The organism is Thioclava arctica (genome assembly GCF_040892615.1).
In the GTDB taxonomy this organism is placed as follows: domain Bacteria; phylum Pseudomonadota; class Alphaproteobacteria; order Rhodobacterales; family Rhodobacteraceae; genus Thioclava; species Thioclava arctica.
Genome location: NZ_JBFRYC010000012.1, coordinates 14,339 through 35,108 on the forward strand (window position 1 = coordinate 14,339; position 20,770 = coordinate 35,108).

General features: G+C 59.3%; 16 protein-coding genes and 1 pseudogene. 13 read left to right on the top strand and 4 right to left on the bottom strand.

Annotation, left to right across the window (positions count from 1 at the left end):
* Positions 1 to 96 precede the first annotated feature (96 nt).
* From repC to AB4874_RS15885, 3 genes are all read left to right on the top strand, one after another.
* Positions 97 to 1,197: a plasmid replication protein RepC gene (gene repC / locus AB4874_RS15875; protein ID WP_368392698.1), complete on the top strand. Its 1,101-nt coding sequence runs from the start codon at positions 97 to 99 to the stop codon at positions 1,195 to 1,197.
* Positions 1,198 to 1,739: 542 nt separating this feature from the next.
* On the top strand, positions 1,740 to 2,015 hold the full coding sequence (locus AB4874_RS15880; protein ID WP_368392699.1) for a ribbon-helix-helix domain-containing protein: 276 nt from the start codon (positions 1,740 to 1,742) through the stop codon (positions 2,013 to 2,015).
* Positions 2,002 to 2,355 (top strand): type II toxin-antitoxin system RelE/ParE family toxin, encoded by a 354-nt coding sequence (locus AB4874_RS15885; protein ID WP_368392700.1) that lies wholly within the window; start codon positions 2,002 to 2,004, stop codon positions 2,353 to 2,355. Before AB4874_RS15880 ends, AB4874_RS15885 begins: the two co-directional genes overlap by 14 nt.
* Before the next feature lie 9 nt (positions 2,356 to 2,364).
* Here the strand turns inward: AB4874_RS15885 and AB4874_RS15890 are convergent, their stop codons facing one another.
* Complete coding sequence (locus AB4874_RS15890) at positions 2,365 to 3,423, bottom strand: tyrosine-type recombinase/integrase (RefSeq protein ID WP_368392701.1); 1,059 nt, start codon at positions 3,421 to 3,423, stop codon at positions 2,365 to 2,367.
* Between the two features lie 22 nt (positions 3,424 to 3,445).
* Between AB4874_RS15890 and AB4874_RS15895 the strand changes: the two genes are divergently transcribed.
* From AB4874_RS15895 to AB4874_RS15920, 6 genes are all read left to right on the top strand, one after another.
* Positions 3,446 to 3,667: a type II toxin-antitoxin system CcdA family antitoxin gene (locus tag AB4874_RS15895; protein ID WP_368392702.1), complete on the top strand. Its 222-nt coding sequence runs from the start codon at positions 3,446 to 3,448 to the stop codon at positions 3,665 to 3,667.
* Positions 3,668 to 3,679: 12 nt separating this feature from the next.
* Positions 3,680 to 3,898: a CcdB family protein gene (locus AB4874_RS15900; RefSeq protein WP_368392703.1), complete on the top strand. Its 219-nt coding sequence runs from the start codon at positions 3,680 to 3,682 to the stop codon at positions 3,896 to 3,898.
* Between the two features lie 361 nt (positions 3,899 to 4,259).
* Positions 4,260 to 5,144: a DUF1403 family protein gene (locus tag AB4874_RS15905; RefSeq protein WP_368392704.1), complete on the top strand. Its 885-nt coding sequence runs from the start codon at positions 4,260 to 4,262 to the stop codon at positions 5,142 to 5,144.
* 2 nt (positions 5,145 to 5,146) lie between these two features.
* Positions 5,147 to 5,761 (top strand): SMC-Scp complex subunit ScpB, encoded by a 615-nt coding sequence (gene scpB / locus AB4874_RS15910; RefSeq protein WP_368392705.1) that lies wholly within the window; start codon positions 5,147 to 5,149, stop codon positions 5,759 to 5,761.
* Positions 5,762 to 6,120: 359 nt separating this feature from the next.
* Positions 6,121 to 8,355, top strand: a complete 2,235-nt coding sequence (locus AB4874_RS15915) for an ATP-dependent nuclease (RefSeq protein WP_368392706.1) — start codon at positions 6,121 to 6,123, stop codon at positions 8,353 to 8,355.
* Positions 8,352 to 10,313: a UvrD-helicase domain-containing protein gene (locus AB4874_RS15920; RefSeq protein WP_368392707.1), complete on the top strand. Its 1,962-nt coding sequence runs from the start codon at positions 8,352 to 8,354 to the stop codon at positions 10,311 to 10,313. Before AB4874_RS15915 ends, AB4874_RS15920 begins: the two co-directional genes overlap by 4 nt.
* 13 nt (positions 10,314 to 10,326) lie before the next feature.
* Here AB4874_RS15920 and AB4874_RS15925 read toward each other — a convergent pair whose 3' ends face one another.
* Positions 10,327 to 11,418, bottom strand: coding sequence for a beta family protein (locus AB4874_RS15925; RefSeq protein ID WP_368392709.1), 1,092 nt, complete (start codon positions 11,416 to 11,418; stop codon positions 10,327 to 10,329).
* On the bottom strand, positions 11,387 to 12,709 hold the full coding sequence (locus AB4874_RS15930; RefSeq protein WP_368392710.1) for an ImmA/IrrE family metallo-endopeptidase: 1,323 nt from the start codon (positions 12,707 to 12,709) through the stop codon (positions 11,387 to 11,389). Before AB4874_RS15930 ends, AB4874_RS15925 begins: the two co-directional genes overlap by 32 nt.
* Positions 12,710 to 13,177: 468 nt before the next feature.
* Here AB4874_RS15930 and AB4874_RS15935 point away from each other — a divergent pair, with 468 nt between their 5' ends.
* On the top strand, positions 13,178 to 13,516 hold the full coding sequence (locus tag AB4874_RS15935; RefSeq protein WP_064225030.1) for a helix-turn-helix domain-containing protein: 339 nt from the start codon (positions 13,178 to 13,180) through the stop codon (positions 13,514 to 13,516).
* Positions 13,509 to 14,810, top strand: coding sequence for a type II toxin-antitoxin system HipA family toxin (locus AB4874_RS15940; RefSeq protein WP_064225029.1), 1,302 nt, complete (start codon positions 13,509 to 13,511; stop codon positions 14,808 to 14,810). Before AB4874_RS15935 ends, AB4874_RS15940 begins: the two co-directional genes overlap by 8 nt.
* Before the next feature lie 78 nt (positions 14,811 to 14,888).
* Here the strand turns inward: AB4874_RS15940 and AB4874_RS15945 are convergent.
* A pseudogene (locus AB4874_RS15945) lies at positions 14,889 to 15,849 on the bottom strand (IS481 family transposase).
* 286 nt (positions 15,850 to 16,135) lie between these two features.
* Here AB4874_RS15945 and AB4874_RS15950 point away from each other — a divergent pair.
* Both AB4874_RS15950 and AB4874_RS15955 read left to right on the top strand, forming a co-directional pair.
* Positions 16,136 to 17,317 (top strand): metallophosphoesterase family protein, encoded by a 1,182-nt coding sequence (locus AB4874_RS15950; protein WP_368392711.1) that lies wholly within the window; start codon positions 16,136 to 16,138, stop codon positions 17,315 to 17,317.
* Complete coding sequence (locus tag AB4874_RS15955; protein ID WP_368392712.1) at positions 17,314 to 20,721, top strand: AAA family ATPase; 3,408 nt, start codon at positions 17,314 to 17,316, stop codon at positions 20,719 to 20,721. Before AB4874_RS15950 ends, AB4874_RS15955 begins: the two co-directional genes overlap by 4 nt.
* Positions 20,722 to 20,770: the final 49 nt, after the last annotated feature.

The following is a 20,770-nucleotide window of genomic DNA, read 5'->3' on the forward strand; positions in this document are numbered from 1 at the left end:
ACAACAACCGATTCGGTTGACGTGTTTTCTGTACCCTTTTTTACGGGAAAACTGAGGATCCGGTCCTCTTTTGCCATCAGGTTGCCGTGATAAGCCATGGCATTCATTCAAGTCGCCGCGCCTTTCGGGCAGCGGGTCGGTCAAGTATTGTCCGCGGACAACCCCTTTCCCGAACGTCACATCGTCATCGAAATCATCCGCAAAGCCGCGCCTCTCCTGAGCCTCAAGCCACCGGTCATCGCAACGCTCGAGGCCATGTTGTCTTGCCTAGCGCCGAAGCGAACCCACCACACAGTCTTTGCCTCTAATGCAACGCTCTCCTTCCGACGCAGCGGGATTACCGAACGCAGCATCCGTCGGCACGTTGCGACCCTGCAAGAGCTTGGCCTGTTGGTACGTCACGACAGCCCGAACAAGAAACGCTACACACGGCACAACGCAAATGAAGGAAAGTCGCTTCGGTTTGGTTTTGACCTCAGCCCGCTATTCGAACGCCTGCATGAACTGTCCGGCCTCGCAGCCACTGCCGCGCAACAACAAGAACAAATCAACTATCTCCGGTGCAAACTGCGCGCAGCGATCAACATGACGCTTACGCAAGACCCCCAAAATGAGGATGCCCTTCTGGGCTTGAAACTGTTGCGGAGAAAGCTGTCACTGGAGCAGCTCGAAACATTGTTAGAAATTCATCAAACGCCCCCCGCCGAAGCCGCTGCGGACCGTAACGTATCAAGTCAACATTCGGCTGATCTGTCCGCCAACGACGGCCAATTTGTCCGCCACTATCATAAGTCAAATAAAGAACTTAATGATAAGAAAGAAACATCCTCTGAACCACCCAGCCCTCACACAGCCAACGAAACACTTAAGCTTGCAGAGCTGATCGCCGCCTGCCCTCAAGCGATGGAATTTTCGCTAAGAAACATAGAAACGCCAGCAGACGTAATTGCTCATGGTCGAAGTCTTGCGCCCATGATTGGCATTGATCGAGCAAATTACCAAGCCGCTGAACACTCGATTGGACCTTATCACGCAGCAATTTCAGTTTGGATCATGACGCAATTCCATGAACGCATTCAGCAAGTCGGTGCCTATTTCCGGTCCATTACCAGCGGACGCAATAGCGCGAACTTTGACCCTATCCGCTTGATCAAACGTATGTCAAACCAGACAGGGTTCTCATTGCAAAGAACATAGAATTGTCCGCGGACAACATGGGCCCAATTGCTTGTAAGTGCCATCCGTCAGGCATTGACAGATTGACCATTAGAAGGGCGAATTCGAGCAGTCAGCTGAATACCTCGACGCGATATTCGCTCTGTTCAACCTACTGGCTGAACTTACCGTAATATAGCGTGAACCTCTCGAATTTTTGCCACCAGTCGGCATACGTCCAACAAGCGCTCATTTTCTGATTTATCAGCGGAAGTACAGCAGGTGAAATTTTCCGTCTCCTGCATAGCTCAACTTCGATAGGGATGACTTACGGCCTCGCCACCCTTGGGCAAGCTCACGCGCGTTCACTCGCCGCAGCATTGATAGTAACAGGCAATTGCCGCCGAAGGTATTTTATAACTGGATCCCAATTTAGGCTGCATGCTTGAGAAGGCCGGGGCAGGGGAGCTGCATTTGGAGCACAGCTTCTTTGATAGGCTCAGCGATTATGCGGCATAAACAGCCAAGCCTGCCTTGAAGGCAGTGCTACTCAGTGTTACCTTTGGCATGGAAGGAGACTTGCCATGAGTGTAAAATCTTCAATCTCGCTCTCTGATCAACAGGATGCCTTTGCGCGCGGGTTGGTGGAGCAGGGGCGGTTTTCGAGTGTCAGCGCCGTTATCCAAAACGGGCTGGATCTTCTGCGGCGGAAAACCGAAGCCGACGAGGCGGAAACGGCCGCGCTTCATCTGCTCTTGGTGGAGCGTCAGGGGGGGGCGTTCGTCTCGGGTCCCGAAATACAAAGTCGCGTCAGTGCCATGATCGGCAGGAAGCGGCGGGGCCCTCGTGTGGAGCGTTGAGTTCGCTGCAGCCACGGAGCAAGATTTCGAGTTGATCTTTGATCATCTTGTTCAGTCCTATACGGATTTTGGCGATGATCTTGAAACGGCCATGGATCGCGCTGAGCATCGCATTTTGGCGATACAGTCCTCGGCACTTGAATTGGCGAAAGCACCGTTTCAAGGGACGCTGCGCCCCGATATTCTGGACGAATTGCGCTATGTTCGGCACAACAAGGCCGTGTTTTGGTTCATAGCAAAGGAAGATCGCAAGGCCGTGCAGGTATTGGCGGTTTTCTACGGCGGGCAGGATCACATTCGCCATATGTTGGCGCGTTTGCTCGCTGGCAGCCCCGAGTAGGGCAGGGCGTTACAACCCCGCCGCCTTGGTCAGGTTCACGCGGAACCGGTCACGGTTGCGCTGATAACGGCGGGTCATTTCAGCGCTCGCATGACCGAGATGTTTTTGAACGTAGCGCTCATCGACCTCGGCGGAACTCGCAAGACCAGCGCGCAGGGAATGGCCCGAAAACAGCGCAAGGCGGTCTTTCTCGGGCAGATCCGCGCGGATGCCGGCGTCCAGCACGGTTTGCTTGATCAGCCGCGCGACGTGCTTGTCGCTCAGGCGCGCCTCAAGCGCCGTCTTGCCATCGCGGGATGTCCGCACAAACAGCGGGCCGAAGTCGATCTTGGCGAATTGCAACCACTGTTCCAGCGCATGGACCGGGCAGGTCTGCTCCGACGAGCCGCGCCCGATTTCGACCTCGCGCCAGCCGGTTTTGGCGTTGAGCGTGAGCATGGCGCCTGCTTCCATAATCTCCACCCAGCCGCCGGACTCCGGCGTGTCATCCTTGTGCAGATCCAGACTGACGATCTCGGAGCGCCGCATCCCGCCCGCATAGCCCAGCAGCAGAATCGCGCAATCACGCAACCCGCGCAAATCGTAGGGCAGGGTGGCCACCATCGCGAGAATGTCGTCGCGCAGGATTGCTTCTTTCTGCACTGGCGGGCGCGCATGTTTGCGTTTGATCCCCGCCAGCACGGTCGCGATATGGCGGTTCTTGCGATCAAGGGCAAAGCCGCGCTGCGCGTAGTTCCAGCCAAGGCCGGACAGGCGACGATCTATGGTAGACACCGACAGGGCAGGGGCCTTGCCCGCTGGTGACGCCAGATCGGCAAGATACAGGCCGATCATTTCCGGCGAAGGGGGCAGGGGCTCCGCGCCCTTCATCCGGCACCAGCGCGCGAAATGCGCCCAGTCCTTGGCATAGGCTTTCAGGGTATTCTCGGACGCGGCGGCGCGGGCATAATCGCGGGCCGTGTCCACCAACCGATCTAATGCGCCGGACCCCGCAACATGAGAGGGCAGGGCGATGGCATCGGCCGCATCTCGATCCGTTGGTGAGCTTGAATTATTTTCCTTCTTCATACGCTTGCTCCGAGAGGGTCCTATGGGACAGGTGAAGGTCAATTTGACGCTGGATGCAGATGTCGTGCAAACAGCGCGTGCGTTGGGACTCAACATGTCGCGCCTTGCCGAGGCGGCGATCGTGCAGGCGGCCAAGATCGAGCGCAATCGCTTGTGGCGTGCTGAGAACCACTCCGCGATCAGCGCCTATACCGTTGAGGTTGCCAAGGAAGGGCTGCCACTGGCGGGCTCGCGGCGCTTTTAGGACAAAGACGCGATGGCGCAGTTCGTTCTTTATCGCCTCAAGGGCGGGCAGCTTGCGGTGGATCTTCAGACCGACCTGATCGGGATAGAGGCCTCGTGTATCGTAGCCCCTTTGAGCGCGGCGGGCCGATATACGGCATTGCCGGGCCTCACTCCGACCATCTCTTTCGAGGGACAAAACTGGATTGTGCCGGTGCAGGAACTGGCGGCCGTGCCGGGATCGGAGATGTGAAAGCCGATAGGATCTCTGGCGCACCATCGTGACGCTTTGAATCGCGCTCTGGATATCCTGATCGACGGGGGGTAACGCATCTGATCTGGTCGCGAATGGCAACAGGATGACGGTCTCGCTGTTGTCTTGATCTCTCTCGTTGACGAAAGCATCAACCGGAATAGCGGAGCGTGATGATGCGAATTCCTCGCCCTCTGAGTTCATGCTTTCCCCTGAAATTCGCTAATTTTGATACTGTGCTGCAGCGTATCTCTTTATGTCCGATAAGGCAAACTTATTGGACATGATCTAAAATTGCAAAGCGGGGCGGATTGCGACCTATTATCTGGAAGAAAGCGCCGCGCTGGTGTAGGCTCTGGGCATGACATTTGCCCGGCCGGATCACATCAGCGACCTGGACACGTTACCCCGGATGCCCACCTGGGTCACCTCTGCACGCGCTGAAACCCTTGAAGATGTTGCGTTTTTTTCGGGCGCGGCGCTGGCTCACCTGCATCTTGTATTGGGGCGTCAGGAGGTGCCCCATTCCTTGTTGCGGGATCGGCTCGCGCTGCGCGCGGCCGAGGCTTGTATCGCGTTCTCTGGGCGCCCAGAGAGGGCAGGGGAGTTGCGCGACGCCGTACATCTTCTGCGCCCCGACGATCTGCCCGGCCCGGCGGGGGAAACCTACCTGGCCTGGCAGCGCGCTGTGGAAAAGCCGGTGTCGGTCAAGGCTCTGGGCCGAGCCCTGCCGAACGTTGAGCCGGGCCAGATTGCTACATGGTTCGATACGGGGCAGGGCGGGCCGGTCGGCCGTGCCGCGATGGTGCTGGAGGCCGTGCTGCGCGAGGCGCCGCGTGCGGAAGTGCCTGCGCTGATCTTCGCGGACGCGGCCCTCGCCCAAACCTTCGGTTGGGATCATGTCGTGCCGCTGCTGGCCGCAGGCCTGAAACGCGCCGATTTGCGCAAACAGGGCGATGACCTGCGTCTGGCCTGTCATCGCGCGCTTGTCTCGTCGGTGATCGAAGCCGCGCGCCTCGCCGCAGATCTCGCGCGGCGGGCCGCGCACCTGAAAGCGGTCGCGCCGAAGCTTCGGGCCAAGGGCGCGGGCGACGCAGTCGAGATGTTCCTGACCCGTGATGCGATGGCACCTTCGGCTTTGCCTCTGCCGGATCGCGCCGCGAGGCGGCTCTGCGACCGACTGGTCGACCTCGGCGCGGTGCGCGAGCTGACCGGGCGCGACACTTTCCGGCTCTACGGGGTGTAGCGATGGCGAAGGACAGATCTGAGCCGGAGCTTGATCGCGAGTTGTCCGACCTACCAGCCGATCTGCGCTGGCGGGAATGGATGCGCCGGATCGAGGCGGTGTTGTTTGCCTCGGCCTCGCCGGTCCCGCGCGAGGATCTGGCCCGGGTCGTGGGGCAGGGGGCCTCGGTCGATTTGCTGGTCGAGGACCTTGCCGCCGATCTGGAGGGGCGGGCCTTCGAGATCGCCCAGGTTGCTGGCGGCTGGATGTTACGCACGCGTGCCACCTACGCCCCCGCGATCCGCGCGGCGGCAGATGTCGGGGATCAACTGCTGGACCTGAGTGAATTCGACGTCGCGGTCCTGGCGGCCATCGCCTATCACCAGCCGATCACGCGCGACGGGCTCAAGGATATCTTCGGCAAGGAGATTAGTCGCGATCTTATCGGGCGGCTGCATGCACGCAACCTGATCGGGACTGGGCCAAGGTCGCCCCGGCGAGGGGCTCCCTATACATTTGTGACGACCGAGCAGTTTCTCGTGGCGTTCGGGTTAGAGAGCCTTCGCGATCTTCCGGATCGGGAGCAGTTGGCGGATGCGGGGGTTGTCGACGAAGCACCACAAGTCGATTTCGGGTAACCAGCTGCCGATGCAGAGGGTGAAGTCCGCCGTTCTGCTTATCGTTTCATTTGCGGTGCACCGATTCATCTGCATACCAAGAAAGTCACGCGATTACAAAGCGATAATCGTTTCACTATTTCTGACCGAAGTCTCTTGCATTTATTAGCGGCAAGGCCTCCGGCGTTCCGCCTCACGGCCGATGAGAGGCCCAAAACCCAGCATGCGATTTCCACAGCATCTCCTGTGAATCTGCGAAGCGAATAGCCAGACAGTGAATACTGGGAGAACCCTGACGGTTGAGTACGGCTACACACCCGCAGGACGAGTATATATAGAGAAACTATCGCAGCATTCTCTGCGAGGGGGACACCAATACTATGAAGCTCACACGCATTGAAGTTTTCAATTTTCGCAAATTGCGGCGCGCCCGTCTGGATATGTCGGACAAGCAGACCCTGCTCGTCGGGGCCAACAACAGCGGCAAGACATCGGCCATGAAGGCGCTGCGCAAATTCCTTAAGGATCGCGGCGGTATCGACACGCGTGATGTGACAGCCTCAAACTGGGCCGCAATTGAACAGATCGCGGGAGCCTGGACACAGGAGGTCGAGGTGGATCTCAGCCCGCTCCTGGCCCAGCTTCCGTTCATTGACGTCTGGCTCCATGCTGACACGTCAGAGCTGCACCATGTCGCGCACCTGATCCCAACACTGACCTGGACTGGTGGCTTGCTGGGCGTGCGCCTACGCTTGGAGCCAAAGAAGGGGGCGGACATCAAGGCGCAGTACCTGGCCGCACGAGAGGCCGCTCAGACGCTGCAACCCGGCGGCGCAACGGCCAAAGGGTTCGCGCTTTGGCCACGTGATTTTCGAGAATTTCTAGACAAGCGCCTGAGGGACCTATTCGAGCTTAACGCCCATCTTCTGGATCCCATGAGCTTCACCACGACAGGGCCGGTTGAGCCGCATGCCCTGCCGGCCTTGTCGGAGGGGATCGGTTCGAACCCCTTTGCTGGACTCATCCACATTCGTGAGATCAACGCGCAACGCGGTTTCGCAGACGCAGGGGACAGTAATGGCGACGACGATGAACCGACGAACGCAACTAGCCGAAAGATTGCCAGCCAGATTCAGCCCTATTTCCGTAAACATATCGACCCCGAAAAGGACCCCACGCCGAACGACGTCAAAGCGCTCGAGGCAATCCATGATGCCGAATCCACCTTTAATGCCCGGCTCAAGGATGGTTTCGCTGATGCTATCAAGGAACTGGAAAGTCTCGGCTACCCCGGCGGGCTGAACAATCCGAAACTCTTCATAGCCACGCAGATCAAACCCGTTGACGGGCTCGATCACCCGGCTGCGGTGCAATACGATATCTCGGGCGACACTTCCGGGGTGAAGTTGCCTGAAAGCTACAATGGCCTCGGCTTCCAGAACCTGATCTCCATGGTGTTTCAGCTAATGCGTTTCCGGGATGACTGGATGCAAGTAGGCAAGTTCAAATCGCAGTTAGTAACCCCAAACGACAAGGGTATCGAACCTCTGCAACTGGTGCTAATCGAGGAACCGGAGGCGCATCTGCATGTTCAGGTACAGCAGGTCTTTATGGCTAGGGCCCACAAGGTGCTGCGCAACCATAAAGATCTGGAGCAGGAGGGCTCGGCCTTTACCACTCAGCTGGTCGTGAGCACCCATTCGGGCCATATTGCACACGCCGCCGCGTTTAAGGAGCTGCGTTACTTCAAGCGCGAACTGCCAAGTCACGGAGTTGTGCCCACGGCCAGTGTGGCGAATATGACTGGGCTCTTTGGTGCGGACAATGAAACCCATCGCTTCGTGACGCGCTATCTGCTCAGCACACATTTTGATCTATTCTTTGCCGACGCCATCATCGTGATCGAGGGTGCTGCGGAGCGAATTCTGCTGCCGCATCTGATCCAACATCACTACCCTGATTTGGCTGCAGCCTATCTATCCTTTTTAGAGCTGGGGGGCAGTCACGCGCATAGGCTGCGGCCTCTGATCGAGGCGCTGGAGGTGCCGACGCTGATCATCACCGATCTCGACGCGGTGGCAGAGGTCGACAAAGGCGGGAAGGTCGTCAAAGAATCGGTCCAGCCTTCCTGCGGGGCTGCTCAAACCACAGCCAACCACGTGCTAAAGACCTGGCTCCCCAAGCTGGCAGAGATCGATGAGCTGTTAGGCTCTCCCCCCACGGCTCTGTGTCACACGGCCCCTGACCGCCCCATCGCCGTCAGCTATCAAACCCCGCAAAAAGTGACACTTGGCTCGGTGTCCACGAGCGTCACGCCCAGCACCTTCGAGGATGCTCTGGTCCTGACTAACCCGAAAGCCGTGACGGACGCCGCAGGAACAGAGTTCTCCTGCCTCATGACCCGTGCCTTTGCCAAATCCATCGCTGAGGCTCAGGCCCCTGAAGACCTCGCCAAGGCGCTCTTTGAAAGGTTGGCAAAAAGACCGGAAAAGGCCGCCTTCGCACTGGATCTTCTGTACATCAAAGACATCAAAGTGTTGCGCGCGCCGCCCTATATCAACACCGGCCTTACCTGGCTCGCGGGCCAGCTGAAGGGCGTGGAGGGCGCGGCGTGACAGACGTGACCGACGCTACCCGCGACGCGGGCGCTGACGCGACGATTCGCGCGTGCCTGTCCCTTGGTCAGCCACGCAGCTTCTTTCTCTTTGCCGGGGCGGGATCTGGAAAGACGCGATCTCTCAAGGAGGCACTTGAGGGATTGGACACACAGACCCTGACCACCTTGCGCAAACACAGCCGCAAGATCGCCGTCATCACCTATACCAACGCCGCCGCAGATGAGATCACACGCCGCGTCAAGGCCGATCCGGTGTTTCAGGTACAGACCATCCACAGCTTCGCTTGGTCGCTCATCGAGGGGCGCACGGCGGATATTCGGGGCTGGCTAGAGAGCAACCTGCGGACAGAAATTGCCGAGATCCAGGCAGCCCATGCGAAGGGCCGTGCGGGCACCGACGCCCATGACAAACGCGAGAAGAAGATGGCCTCCAAGACGAAGCGTCTGGAGCGCCTGGCTGAAATCCGCGCCTTCACCTATGCGCCCGAGGGGGACAATTTCGGCCGCGATGCGCTGCAACATACCGAAGTCATTGCGCTCGCCGCGCATTTCCTGACTGAAAGCGAGACGTTTCAGAACATCGTTCTGGCGCGCTACCCGTTCATCCTGATCGATGAGAGTCAGGACACGATGAAACCACTGATGGAGGCGCTCTTGACCTTCGAGGCGAGCCATCGCGGCCGCATCGCCCTAGGGCTGCTCGGGGACACGATGCAGCGCATTTATACCGATGGTTTGCGCGATCTTGACCAGCGAGTGGGGGATTTTTCGCAACCGGCCAAACAGATGAACCACCGCAGCCGCAAGCGGATCGTGGACCTGGCGAATTCGATCCGGCGCGACGATGATGGCCGCCAGCAGCGGGCGCGCGAAGACAAACCGGGTGGCACCGTGCGCGTCTTTCTTGCACCAAGCGAGGGCACGGATCGCGGAGCCTTTGAAGCCTTCGCTTGTGCGGACATGGCCCGCATCACCGGGGACCCCGCGTGGCAGAACGCGGAGGCGATCAAGACACTTACGATCGAGCGTCACATGGCCGCCGCGCGTCTTGGTTTTAGTGAACTGTTTGAGCCATTGAGCAAACCCGACAAGCTCAAGGACGGGTTTCGCGATGGCACCTTACCTGCTATGCGGCTTTTCACCCACCGGGTCTTGCCTTTGGTGACGGCACAAAGGAATGGGGATGCCTTTGCCGCGATGGCAGTGCTGCGCGACGGCTCACCGCTGGTCGATAAGAGAGGTATCCGGACGGGGCGCGGGGGCCAGGCTTCTGGCCTCGACGCGGCACGGGCGGGCGTTGCGGCGCTGATGACGCTATTTAAGGACGAACCGGATCCGAGTTGTGCCGACGTGTTGGCAGTCGTGGCCGAGCACCGGTTGTTCCCGATCCCTGACCAGCTTCGGCCCTGTTTGCCTGACGACAATCCGGCGGCCCAGGACATGGCCGATATCCTTGCCGAGCTTGATCCCTTGTTTGACGAGCTGGACCTGACCACGCCCGAGGACACACCACCCACTGAACCCACCATCATCGAGGCCTGGACGCAGGCGCTTGATGCCCCGTTTTCCCAGGTGGCGCGCTACCTCGCCTATGTCGAAGATCGCAGCCCCTTTGGCACCCACCAGGGGGTCAAAGGGCTCGAATTTCCCCGGGTCATGGTAATCGCCGACGACGTCCATACTCGCTTCAAGGGCCTTGCTTCTTACGAGACGCTGTTTGGTGTGAAACCCTTGGGCCCAACCGCCCAAAAAAAGGCGGACAATGGCGAGGAAACCACGATCGAGCGCACCCGCCGCTTGCTCTATGTCACTTGCACCCGCGCCGAAGAGAGCCTCGCGCTAGTGCTCTATTCCGAAGCCCCGGATACGATCCGCAGGTTTCTGATCTCCAACCAATGGATGGCCGAGGACGAGGTCGTGATCGCTGCGGCCGACGGGACCTATCAGGATGCTTAAGTGCAGCGCTGAGCTAGAAAAGGCTTTCCTGCTCCGAGTACTCAGAGACAGCATCTTCTTCGAACTCGATACCAGACATAGCACCCAAGTCCCTGACTATCCTGACCAGATGGTGCGCGGTGTTCAGTTCCCGCCAGCCAGTCGCGTCGCCGCAGGTTTCGGTCAGCCCCTTCGCGTTTCGCCAGATCCGGTCGTCCGCGGGGGAGAAACTCCTGCCGCTGTACTCCTTGCTCTCGATGATCTGCTTGCAGACGTCGCGCATCGTCGGCGTAAAGGCTCCCGAATCGCTGCCCCTGACCACCAATGTGTGGGTCTTGCCGGTATAGCGGAGGTGCGGCCTCGGTCGTCCACCGCCCTTGCCCTTCGGAAACATCATTCGCCCGCAATCCGCGCCAAAGTCACCGTAGGCCAGTCGGTCCGGTTGGACGCCTGTTTCCTTGAGTGCCGCCTGGAAGGTGGTCCACTCTGCCCTGGCGATTAACGTGCGTTCGTTGGCACCGACCGGCAGCTTATCCGGGTACGCCGACGCTTGGTAGACGATCTTGCTCCACCGCGCTGCGGCGTCCAGTTGGTCAAAGATTTCGCCGATGGCAGGCGCGAAGTCGGCACCGAGGGGAGCTCCGGTGAAATCCACGAAGAGGACGCAGTGTTCCGGCCGGAGGCCCGCCTTCTTCACCGCCTCGACCAAAGCGGCGGGATCAACTTCCTCGAAGTCCATGTAGATGCCTACCCTCACGTCCCCGTCCCGAACGAGCGCTTGGCGGGCCGGGTTGGTCATATCGGCGACCCTCAGTACCGGAAGCAGGCGGGAATTTACCGCGGTGGCGATGCGGAAGAGGGTCGCCACCCCCTCGTCGCCAAGGGCCGTCGCTGCCAGTTGCGGGTCAAGAAACGCACGCCGGTGCGGCCAGCTCTTTCCGAGGCGTTCACCCATCATGTAAGCAATCTCGTCCAGCGTGGGTACGCGCCCCTTTTCGGGATCGGACTCAGTGGGCGGCGGCACCACGAAGCGAGGGCAGACGTACCCCTGATAACGGGGGGTCAGCCTGCCGCAGGCTGCGAACTCGCCGGGTTTAGCCCTGAGGGCCGGGTAGTATGGGAGCATCAGTCTTTCCTTTCTGGGCTTCGCCCACAAACAGTTTCCTCACGGTGTTCCTCCCGATCTTGTTTGCGAACAGGGACCAATCGCCCCGTTCCTTGCGCATCCGCCCGAACACAATTGCCGGATGGATACCTAGCTCGTTCGCGAAGCGCTCAATGACCGCAGCCGACTTCGCGATGCGGGCGGTAGAACGCCGCCAGCGTTCTTCTGGGATGAGCAAGTTGGAGGCGAACCGGTTGGCCTCCTCCTCCTGTTCATCGACTGATGTCTCTTGGTCCGTCTGATCGTAGAAGCCTACGGCCAGCCCGGTGGAGAAGTGAAGAGTGACGTGGGCAAGTTCGTGCATCAGCGTGAACCAGAAGTTGTCCACCGTGTCGGTCCTGACGGTCATTCCGATGACCGGTCTCCCATCCACGATGAACGCTGCGCCGTCGATCTTGAGGCCGGGGATCTGTGGCTCCACAATCAATACGATCCCGCGGTGGGCGAGCACTTCCACCGCCCGGAGCGGCCCGCGGGGGTCATTGCTCAGACGGACCAGTTCGGGCATCCACTTGAGTTCAAGCGGCTCATGAACGTCCTCGACGCCCGCGAAAGCGTCACGAGCTCTCGCGGTGACCCTAGCGCGCCAGGCGTGGAGCAAGACGTCTTCGGCGTGATCCACAACGTTGAGGCCAGTTCGGAGAAGCCCTGGGCTTCCAAAATCGATCCGGTTCTCAGCGATGTAGCGACGAAGCTCCGCCTCAGTGAAGTCTTCGGCGAACCAGCCGTTCTCGCGCCCATGTTTGAGGATTTTCTTGATCTCGGCCTTCGACACACCGTCGATGACCTTGTCCAGTCCGCGGAGCTCCGGTTGGTCAGGCATGTCAGCCCAAGGCCGGACTCCCAGCAGCGCCGCCACGCGATGATAGTTCTTGAGGCTGATCGGGGCATAACGCTCAGCCTCCCAACGCTGAACCTGTTGTTCCTTTACGCCGAGGCGCCATGCTAGGTCCTTCTGAGAGAAGCCGTTGGCGATCCGCGCTACTATGAGCATCAGGCCAAGGTCGCGGTTAACCAGTTCTTTTAGGGCGGTGGGTCGTTGGGTGTCCTTGGCCTCTTCGTATGCCTCGACCGCTTGGGTCAGGCGCGCGCGCTCGGCCTTCATCATGCGCGAGACTTGAGAAACCACCTCAGGCGGCAGGCCGGCCACAACCGGCTCCATCGCGCGCTCCGAGTGAAGAGCCTCAGAGAGACGAGAAATCCGGGCACGCGTTTCCCGCGCTTCTTTTTCGTTCAGGGTGATTCTGTTCATGGTCATGCCTCAATATACCCAACTTATTTGTTGTGGCCAAGCACCCAACAAATAAGTTGGGTGCAATCGGATTCTGGATGGCCGCGAAACGCTGAGTGCGATCGATTTGGGCGTTACAGTATCGACCATCACACTTGTCATGGGCATATGGTGCTTTCCGTAGAGAACTGGCAGCACCCGACCGCAAGTTTGACGCGGGCCGTTGCTTCCGACGATGCCACGCTCCTCGCGGCCTATGCTGGCGGGTCCACGAGAATCTTAGAGTTCGCTTGGGTCCGTTTCCCCAATAACTCGCTGCAGTGATATCCCAACTTTTAATCGAAAGGCCATATGTGGCCCCGTAATGAAGGATGGACGCTCCAAGAGGCCCCTTGAGGCCTATTGACAAGAATCACCATAAAAGGCCATATACGACCGACATTAGCAAATTATCTGGAGTAATCGGCATCTTGCGGCCTTTAAAGTAAAATGGCGACATCTCAACAAATCGAACAAGAAATCGGGCAACGTCTCGCGCGCTTGCGCCTCGCGCGCAACGTGACCCAAACTGACCTCGCCGAGAAGGCGGGCATCGGAGTACGCACCCTGCGCCGCCTTGAAGCGGGGGACCCTTCGACCCTGGACACCTTTCTTCGCGTCGCCACCGCGCTCGATCTGGAAGAGCCAATACTCTCTGCGTTACCAGAGGGAGACATCAGGCCAATTGAACGCGTCTCGCAGAAGGGGAAGGAGCGCAGGAGAGCGAGTCCTGTATCCGAACGCTCCAGAAAATCAACATGGACCTGGGGTGATGACGTAGATGACTGACGCGAGCATAGTATTGTGGGGTCGGCGCATTGGTGCTGTGAGTTGGGATGAGGCACGCGCACTCGGCATCTTTCAATACGATCCGGCCTTTGTGGGCGCGGGTATTGAGGTCGCGCCCCTGAAGATGCCAGTTCGGGAAGCACCCTACGAGTTTCCCGCCCTTCCGAAAGAAACGTTCAAAGGGTTGCCCGGCATGTTGGCCGACGCGTTGCCAGACAAGTTCGGCAACCGGCTGATCGATGCGTGGCTTGCGGAAACGGGGCGAAGCGTGGACCGGTTCAGCCCCGTGGATCGGCTTTGTTACATCGGTAACCGCGGGATCGGGGCACTGGAGTTCGAGCCGACGGTCCGCAAGGCGACCCGGTCAAAAAAACTCGAAGTGGCCCAGTTGGTGGATCTGGCAAACAGGGTACTAAGCGAGCGTGAGAACCTTGCAGGTAGGCTGGGGGGTGAAGACGACGCCGAGGCGCTGGAAGATATCTTGAGCGTCGGGACCTCGGCGGGTGGCGCGCGCGCCAAGGCTGTACTCGCCTGGAACCGAGACACCGGTGAGTTCAGGTCAGGGCAAGTCAAAGTCGACGAGGGGTACGAGCATTGGCTCTTGAAGTTCGACGGAGTGTCCAACAACCGCGACAAAGAGCTCGCCGACCCGCAAGGCTTTGGAAAGATCGAGTACGCATATTACCTGATGGCGACCGAAGCGGGCATCGACATGTCGGAATGCAGGCTTCACCACGAGGGCGGCCGAAGCCACTTCATGACACGTCGGTTCGACCGGGACGAACGGGGGCGAAAGCGCCACATGCAATCGCTAGGCGCGATGCAGCATTTCGATTTCAACGACCCGGCATCTTATTCCTACGAGCAGGCCGTCTTGACAATCAGGGATCTTGGGCTCGGGATGGACGTCGTAGAACAGCAGTACAAGCGTGCGGTCTTCAACGTTGTCGCCCGCAACCAGGATGACCACGTCAAGAATATTTCCTTCCTCATGGACCGGTCCGGAGCCTGGCGACTGTCTCCCGCCTATGACGTGGCCTATTCCTACAATCCTTCTGGCTCATGGACCCGCGATCACCAGATGAGCTTGGCGGGAAAGCGAAACGATTTTACCCATGGCGACCTCATGGTACTTGCTTCGAACGTGGGGCTGAAATCCAACAAGGCGAACCAGGCAATCGAGGACATTGTGGACGCGGTCGCGAAGTGGCAAGAGTTCGCTGAGCAGGCGGGTGTCGAGCATTCTGATATGAGCCGCATCGAGAAAACCTTTCGCATGAATTTGCGTGGCTAGTGGCGCAAGGATGCCCGATACTGGTTGCCCTGGAATCCGTCGTGGATCATGTTTTCCATCGCGCGCAGTTGGTGCGCGTTAGGTGTTTAGTCCCGGCATCTGGTGGATCGGATTTAGGATGAATCTGTCTGGCTCGGATGTGCAGATCTTGCAGATGTATTCGTAGGGCGTGAGGCCACCGAGGGTCTTGAGCCTGCGCGCGAAGTTGTAGGCTGCCATGAAGTCTGCGAGATGCGCCTTCAATTGGTCATGGTTGTTGTAATGGAATCGCTTGATCGTCGCGTCCTTGATGGTGCGATTCATTCGCTCCACCTGACCGTTGGTCCACGGATGGTTTGGCTTGGTGAGGCGGTGCTCGATGCTGTTGGCTTCGCAGATCATGTCGAAGCGCATCGGCCTTGAATAGGCGGTGTTGCGATTGCGCGGTTGCTCTGCGAACTGAATGCCGTTGTCGGTGAGAATTGTGTGGACCTGATAGGGCACGGCCTCGAGCATTTGCTGTAGGAACTCCCAAGCGGTCTTGCGGTCTGCCTTCTCTACGAGTTGGGTGACTGCGAACTTACTGGTCCGGTCAATACCGACGAACAGGTAGAGCTTGCCTTCAGCAGTCTGAACCTCGGCGATGTCGATATGGAAGAAGCCGATGGGGTATCGTTTGAACTTCTGGCGCTTTGGCTTGTCGCCCTCGACATCAGGCAGCCGGGAAATGCCGTGTCGCTGCAGACACCGATGCAGCGCCGAACGCGTCAAATGCGGAATCGTTGGTTGAAGGGCATAAAGACAATCGTCCAGCGGCAACAAGGTGTGCCGTCTGAATGCGACGATTGTCGCCTCCTCTGCTTCGGACAAGACTGTTGACCGGGGCTCTTTCGGCCCAGTCTTCAAATCCTCGACAGTCTGGCGTTTACGCCACTTCGCCACTGTTTTGGGATTGATGCCGAGCCTCCTGGCTCAGTTGCGCGAGCGAAGCTTGCGATCGCTGTATTGCAGCTCTGACGGCGTGCGTGGTCGTGGCGCTCCCATGACGAACTTGTCCCATAATGCTTCCTTCCATTCCTGCGAAAGGATCGCACCATCAAACCTTGGGATCAAACACCTAAGGGAAGCCCTATTAGGCATGCTGCCAAAATTCAAATTACATTGCACTCACGACTATCAGTTTTACATACTTGCGAACATCGATCGGGATGCAGGAGGGCACCACCACCGAACTGCGCTAAGTGGCGGCGGCCAAATTGAGGAACAAAGACATGTTCAATAGCAACTGATAGTTATTGTGATGTATCAAAGAAAAACCGCATCTTTCGCGGAAACACGGACGGAATATGATGCGCCTCCTCGTTTCAGCTGACATTCATCTTGGATCACCCATCCGATCCGTGGCGCTACGGAACCCCGATCTTGGCGACCGGCTGAAACAGGCCAGCCGCGACACCTTTGCCGAGATCATCGACTTGGCGATTTCGGAGCAGGTCGATGCTTTGGTGCTGGCGGGCGACATCTTTGACAATGGTTACCCGGATCTGAAAGCCCGGGCCTTCCTGATTTCCCAGTTGGCGCGTGCTTCCGAAGCTGGTGTGCCCACGGTGCTGATCAGGGGTAACCACGATGCGCTGTTAGATCACAAGGCGCATGGAGATTTGGGGCCGAATGTCCATGTTCTGCACAATGGTGCACCGACGGTCGAGATCGGTGGCACGGCTTTCCATGGCCTCTCCTTTGATGCGGCACATGTGGCAAAGAGCTTTCTTCCCGATTATCCGCGACCGGTGCCGGGCAAGCGCAACGTCGGGCTGATGCATACCTCGCTTGACGGTGCTCAGGGTCATGATCCCTATGCACCCTGCGCCGAACGGGACCTGATGGCGTATGGGTACGATCTCTGGTGCCTCGGGCATATACACGCACCCTTCGAGCGTGTCGACGGACCGGTACTGGCGGTCATGCCCGGTATCCCGCAGCCGCGCCATTTTGGTGAGCGCAACGGTGGCGCCGTGACCATTGTTTCGGTGGGCGAGGGCACGCCGGAATTCGAACGCCGCGCCATTGGTCACCTTGGCTTTTCCGAATGTGCGCTGGATTTGAGCGCCTGTGCTGACCAACAGGAGGTCTTGCGCAGCTTGCGCGACACATTGATGTCCGCGCAAGTGCCGGGACGCGATATGGCGGTGCGCCTGCACGTTACCTCGGATCGCCACGGGACAGAACTGGTGACGGAACTGGCGGCCGAAGTGCTGGATAGCATCGACGGTGTATTCCTCGACAAGGTCAAATCTGCTCCGCCGCCCCGCAAACCGGGAGCCGAGACTGACGATCTCGTTCGCCTCATGCAGGACGAACTGACCGAAGACGGCTTTCGGCAGGCCGCTCTGCAACAGCTCGAAGAACTACGCCTCGCCCTGCCATCAGAAATCATGGACGAGCTGGATGAGAGCGGGCTGGATACACTACTGGAGGAAGCGATAGCGGAAGTTTCTCTGACGTTGCACGCGGGGGCTTTGCGATGAGGCTGAACCGGTTAGACCTGATCCGCTATGGCCGTTTCAAAGACGCCGAGATTGTATTTCCAAGGCCTGTCGAAGGCGTCCCCGATGTGACGGTGATTTTTGGTCCAAACGAGGCGGGCAAGTCCACGGCCTATCACGCCTTTCTGGAATTGCTTTTCGGGTTTAAAGGCGGGGCACATCCTTATGCCTTCAAGTTTGAGCGAAGTGATCTTTTGGTGGGGGCAGAACTTGACCTGCCCGGGCGCGGGACCATGGCTTTGCACCGTAACAGCAAGAGGACGCAATCACTGTTGGACGCGCAGAACCGCCCAATAAACGAGGCGATCCTGTCGGGTGCTTTGCACGGCCTATCGCGAGAGACTTATGAGGAACGGTTTTCTCTCAACGAGAAGGGCTTGCGCGAGGGTGGCGAACGGATCGCCGGGGCGCAGGGAGACCTTGGGCAACTTCTGCATGCGGGTCTTTCGGGCCTGACGGGCATGGCGCAAACGCTAGACGCCCTGGCGGAGCGAGCCGACAAATTTCACAAAAAACGAGGCCGGGGCAACATTCTGAAAACCGGTAGCGATCGCCTGAAAGAGATTGGCCGTGAACTGCGGGCTGAGCGCCTGACGACAGAGCGAGAGCGCACCCTGCGTCATGATCGTGATCGGGCAGCAGCCGAGTTTGAGGGGGTTGATGCCGAGCTGCGGCAAACCCATCAAAGACAGGCCGCGTCAAAAGCTGCGGAGGTCTGGTATGATCGAACTGAGGAAATAGGGCAGCTTACAGAGGCCTTGGTCGATTTCCCCGACGGCCCCGACCTCCATCCTGGCGCGGCAGAGCGCGTGGCGGGCCTTGTCGAAAAAATCGCCGCGCAGACGATCCGGATCGCGGAGGCGGAAGAAGAGATCGCCAAACAAGATCAGGTCGTCGCAGACAACCCAGTCGACAAGCTGGCCCAGACGTTGACGGCAGAGTTGGAACGTCTCGATCAATTGACTATCGACGGAGCGCCGCTGATGGGGCGGGCCAGCACTGCGCGGGCCGATCTTGCCCGGCGCAGCGAAGATCAGGAAAAACTCAGTCGCCAAATAGACGCCGTTTTGCGGCTCCTCCAGGTGCCAGATGCGCCGGCATCCACAATTGCCCTGGAGGCAGGCGTTCTTGAGGATCTTGCAAGTGCAGTCCAGAATTGCTTGACCGCCAGTCTTTCAACCGACGCCGCACGGGAGGCCGCCGAAGCAGCCCGCGCCCAACAGGGCGAAGCGCCCGCTGAACCGCAAGACATGTCTGCGCTGCGAGCCGCCTTCGATCTTTGGAAGACTGTGGCGGATCTTACCGCGTTCGAGACTGACCAAAGCCAAGCTTTGGCGCGTCTGACCAAGGTCACTGCTGGTCTGCCGGGGTCCTGGAAAGAACTGATCGCCGAGGGCCTGCCGGCGCGCGAAACGCTCGACGAAGTCGGTCGGAAGTGGGTGGCCCTGACCGCCGACCTTGCGTCGGCGCACAATGACCTCGACGTCCGCGCAGCAGAACTGGCTGAGACGCGGGCCCATCTTTGTGCGCAAGAGGCCGCGCCTGACGCCGTTGACATTGTCATGACTGAAGAGACCCGGCGTCGGCGTGACATGGTTTGGCAGCAGCACCGGGACGATCTGACCACCGAGACCGCGGATCAATTCGAGACAGCGATGTATGCTGATGATGGCACCCGCGCGCATTATCTGATCGGCGCAGAGGCCCGGCAGCGTCTGCTCGCGGCGCAAGGTCAGGTGCGGACCGCCGAGGCAAGGTATGGGACCGCAAAGACGCGTCACGACGATTTGGTCACTCTCCGTGACCGCCTGTCGGAGCGCTGTTCAAGGTTGGCGCTTGCATTGGGATTGGGGGAAGACGCGAGCCCCTCAGCCTTTAGCGCGCGGCAGCAGGCACTGACCGCAGCGGCCGAAGCGGCAGCCGATCTTTCCAATGCGAAAGAAGCTTTAAGAGCCCGTCTTGCCCATCAGGAGGTGACCCGCGACGCGCTGATTGATGCTGCGCGGCCCCTTGGACTTGACCCAGCGAAAGGTGATCTACCCGCGCAGGTGCAACGCGCATTGACGTTGGAGGATAGTGATCGCAAGGCTTGGGCCAAATGGCAGGACGGCGAGAAGACCATAGCCAAGTTGGACAGCAAGTCGGAGGAATGCCAAACCGACTGCGAAACGGCGCAGGGGAATCTTGACCGGTTGACTGCGGTGCTGCCATTGCCGGATCGCTCGCTTGAGGCAATTCGAGCCGCCCTGCCGCATCTGCGCAGCCTGCAGCAGCTTTATGGCGAGCATCAAAAGCTCTCCGCTCGGATCGAGGCCCTGGAGCAGGCGATTGCCGCCCTTGCAGAGGGCGCACAGCGTCTGACTCGGATTTTGGATGATCCTGAGGATGAGACAGGTATCGACCCCGCTCAAGTCATCGACTGTGCTCGTGCGCGCGTAGTGGCATCCACGCGGGCTGACGAAAAACGAGTTGAGGCCGTGTTGCGACGGGATGAGACGGACAGGTCAAAACGCCGCGCGGAGACCGAACTTCAGGCCGCGATTGACGATCTGAACGATTGTTTCGAAGGGCAGGGTGGACAAGACCTCTCGCCGCGCGACCGTGCCGCAAAGCTGGTTGAACGGGATCGTCTGCGCGCCAATAAGGCAACGGCGGACCGCGATCGGCAGAAGGCTCGCGATGGCGTAGACGCCGATCTCTTTGCCGAGGAATTGGACCGGATGCCGCACGCCACGCGCGCGGCAGAACTGGAACTCGCCCTGAAAGACGTACAGGACTCCCGCGACACCGCCCGCGACGCACAGCGTGAGGCTGCCCGTCTGTACCGCGACGCTTTTGAGGCCGCCGACCGCAGCGATCTCGCAACCGAACAGGCGACACTGCTCGAGGAGCTCCGGAGCGGTGCCCGTCAGGCGGCGGTGGCTCGGCTCGGGGTTCTGGCGGCACGCGGGGCGCTGCGCCGCCTTGCTGAAGAGCGGCGCAGTGGCATGTTGCGCGATGTTGAAGAGGCCTTTGTCACCATGACCACCCCCGCTTGGACTGGTGTTGACGTCTGGAGCCAGGCGGAAGGTGAAAAGCTTGTTGGTATCCAATCTGATGGCAGCACGGTTCCTATTGAACAGATGTCGACGGGCACGATGGGCCAGTTGTACTTTGCGCTGCGCCTCGCTGGATATCGCAGCTTTGCGCGCGACCCAGGGCCGCTGCCGATGATCTTGGATGATATCATGGAAACCTTCGACGATACGCGCGCTCGGGCCGCCCTGCAGCTTTGCGCCGAGATTGGCACAAACGGGCAGGCAATCCTCTTCACGCATCATGCCCATCTGGTCGAGTTGGCACGCGACTCCATCAAAGGGGTGACTGTTGTGAACATGCCAGATTGACTGTTCTGAGTCGGCGCCGGATTTGCGTTTGCACATGGACGCGCTGATG

What these genes read in the sequence shown, in the direction of transcription:
- repC (WP_368392698.1), top strand. Translation starts at nt 97, where the DNA reads ATGGCATTCATTCAAGTCGCCGCGCCTTTCGGGCAGCGGGTCGGTCAA.
- AB4874_RS15915 (WP_368392706.1), top strand. Translation starts at nt 6,121, where the DNA reads ATGAAGCTCACACGCATTGAAGTTTTCAATTTTCGCAAATTGCGGCGC.
- AB4874_RS15895 (WP_368392702.1), top strand. Translation starts at nt 3,446, where the DNA reads ATGGGACAGGTGAAGGTCAATTTGACGCTGGATGCAGATGTCGTGCAA.
- AB4874_RS15905 (WP_368392704.1), top strand. Translation starts at nt 4,260, where the DNA reads ATGACATTTGCCCGGCCGGATCACATCAGCGACCTGGACACGTTACCC.
- AB4874_RS15950 (WP_368392711.1), top strand. Translation starts at nt 16,136, where the DNA reads ATGATGCGCCTCCTCGTTTCAGCTGACATTCATCTTGGATCACCCATC.
- AB4874_RS15940 (WP_064225029.1), top strand. Translation starts at nt 13,509, where the DNA reads ATGACTGACGCGAGCATAGTATTGTGGGGTCGGCGCATTGGTGCTGTG.
- AB4874_RS15925 (WP_368392709.1), bottom strand. Translation starts at nt 11,418, where the DNA reads ATGCTCCCATACTACCCGGCCCTCAGGGCTAAACCCGGCGAGTTCGCA.
- AB4874_RS15900 (WP_368392703.1), top strand. Translation starts at nt 3,680, where the DNA reads ATGGCGCAGTTCGTTCTTTATCGCCTCAAGGGCGGGCAGCTTGCGGTG.
- AB4874_RS15955 (WP_368392712.1), top strand. Translation starts at nt 17,314, where the DNA reads ATGAGGCTGAACCGGTTAGACCTGATCCGCTATGGCCGTTTCAAAGAC.
- AB4874_RS15935 (WP_064225030.1), top strand. Translation starts at nt 13,178, where the DNA reads ATGGCGACATCTCAACAAATCGAACAAGAAATCGGGCAACGTCTCGCG.
- scpB (WP_368392705.1), top strand. Translation starts at nt 5,147, where the DNA reads ATGGCGAAGGACAGATCTGAGCCGGAGCTTGATCGCGAGTTGTCCGAC.
- AB4874_RS15890 (WP_368392701.1), bottom strand. Translation starts at nt 3,423, where the DNA reads ATGAAGAAGGAAAATAATTCAAGCTCACCAACGGATCGAGATGCGGCC.
- AB4874_RS15880 (WP_368392699.1), top strand. Translation starts at nt 1,740, where the DNA reads ATGAGTGTAAAATCTTCAATCTCGCTCTCTGATCAACAGGATGCCTTT.
- AB4874_RS15930 (WP_368392710.1), bottom strand. Translation starts at nt 12,709, where the DNA reads ATGAACAGAATCACCCTGAACGAAAAAGAAGCGCGGGAAACGCGTGCC.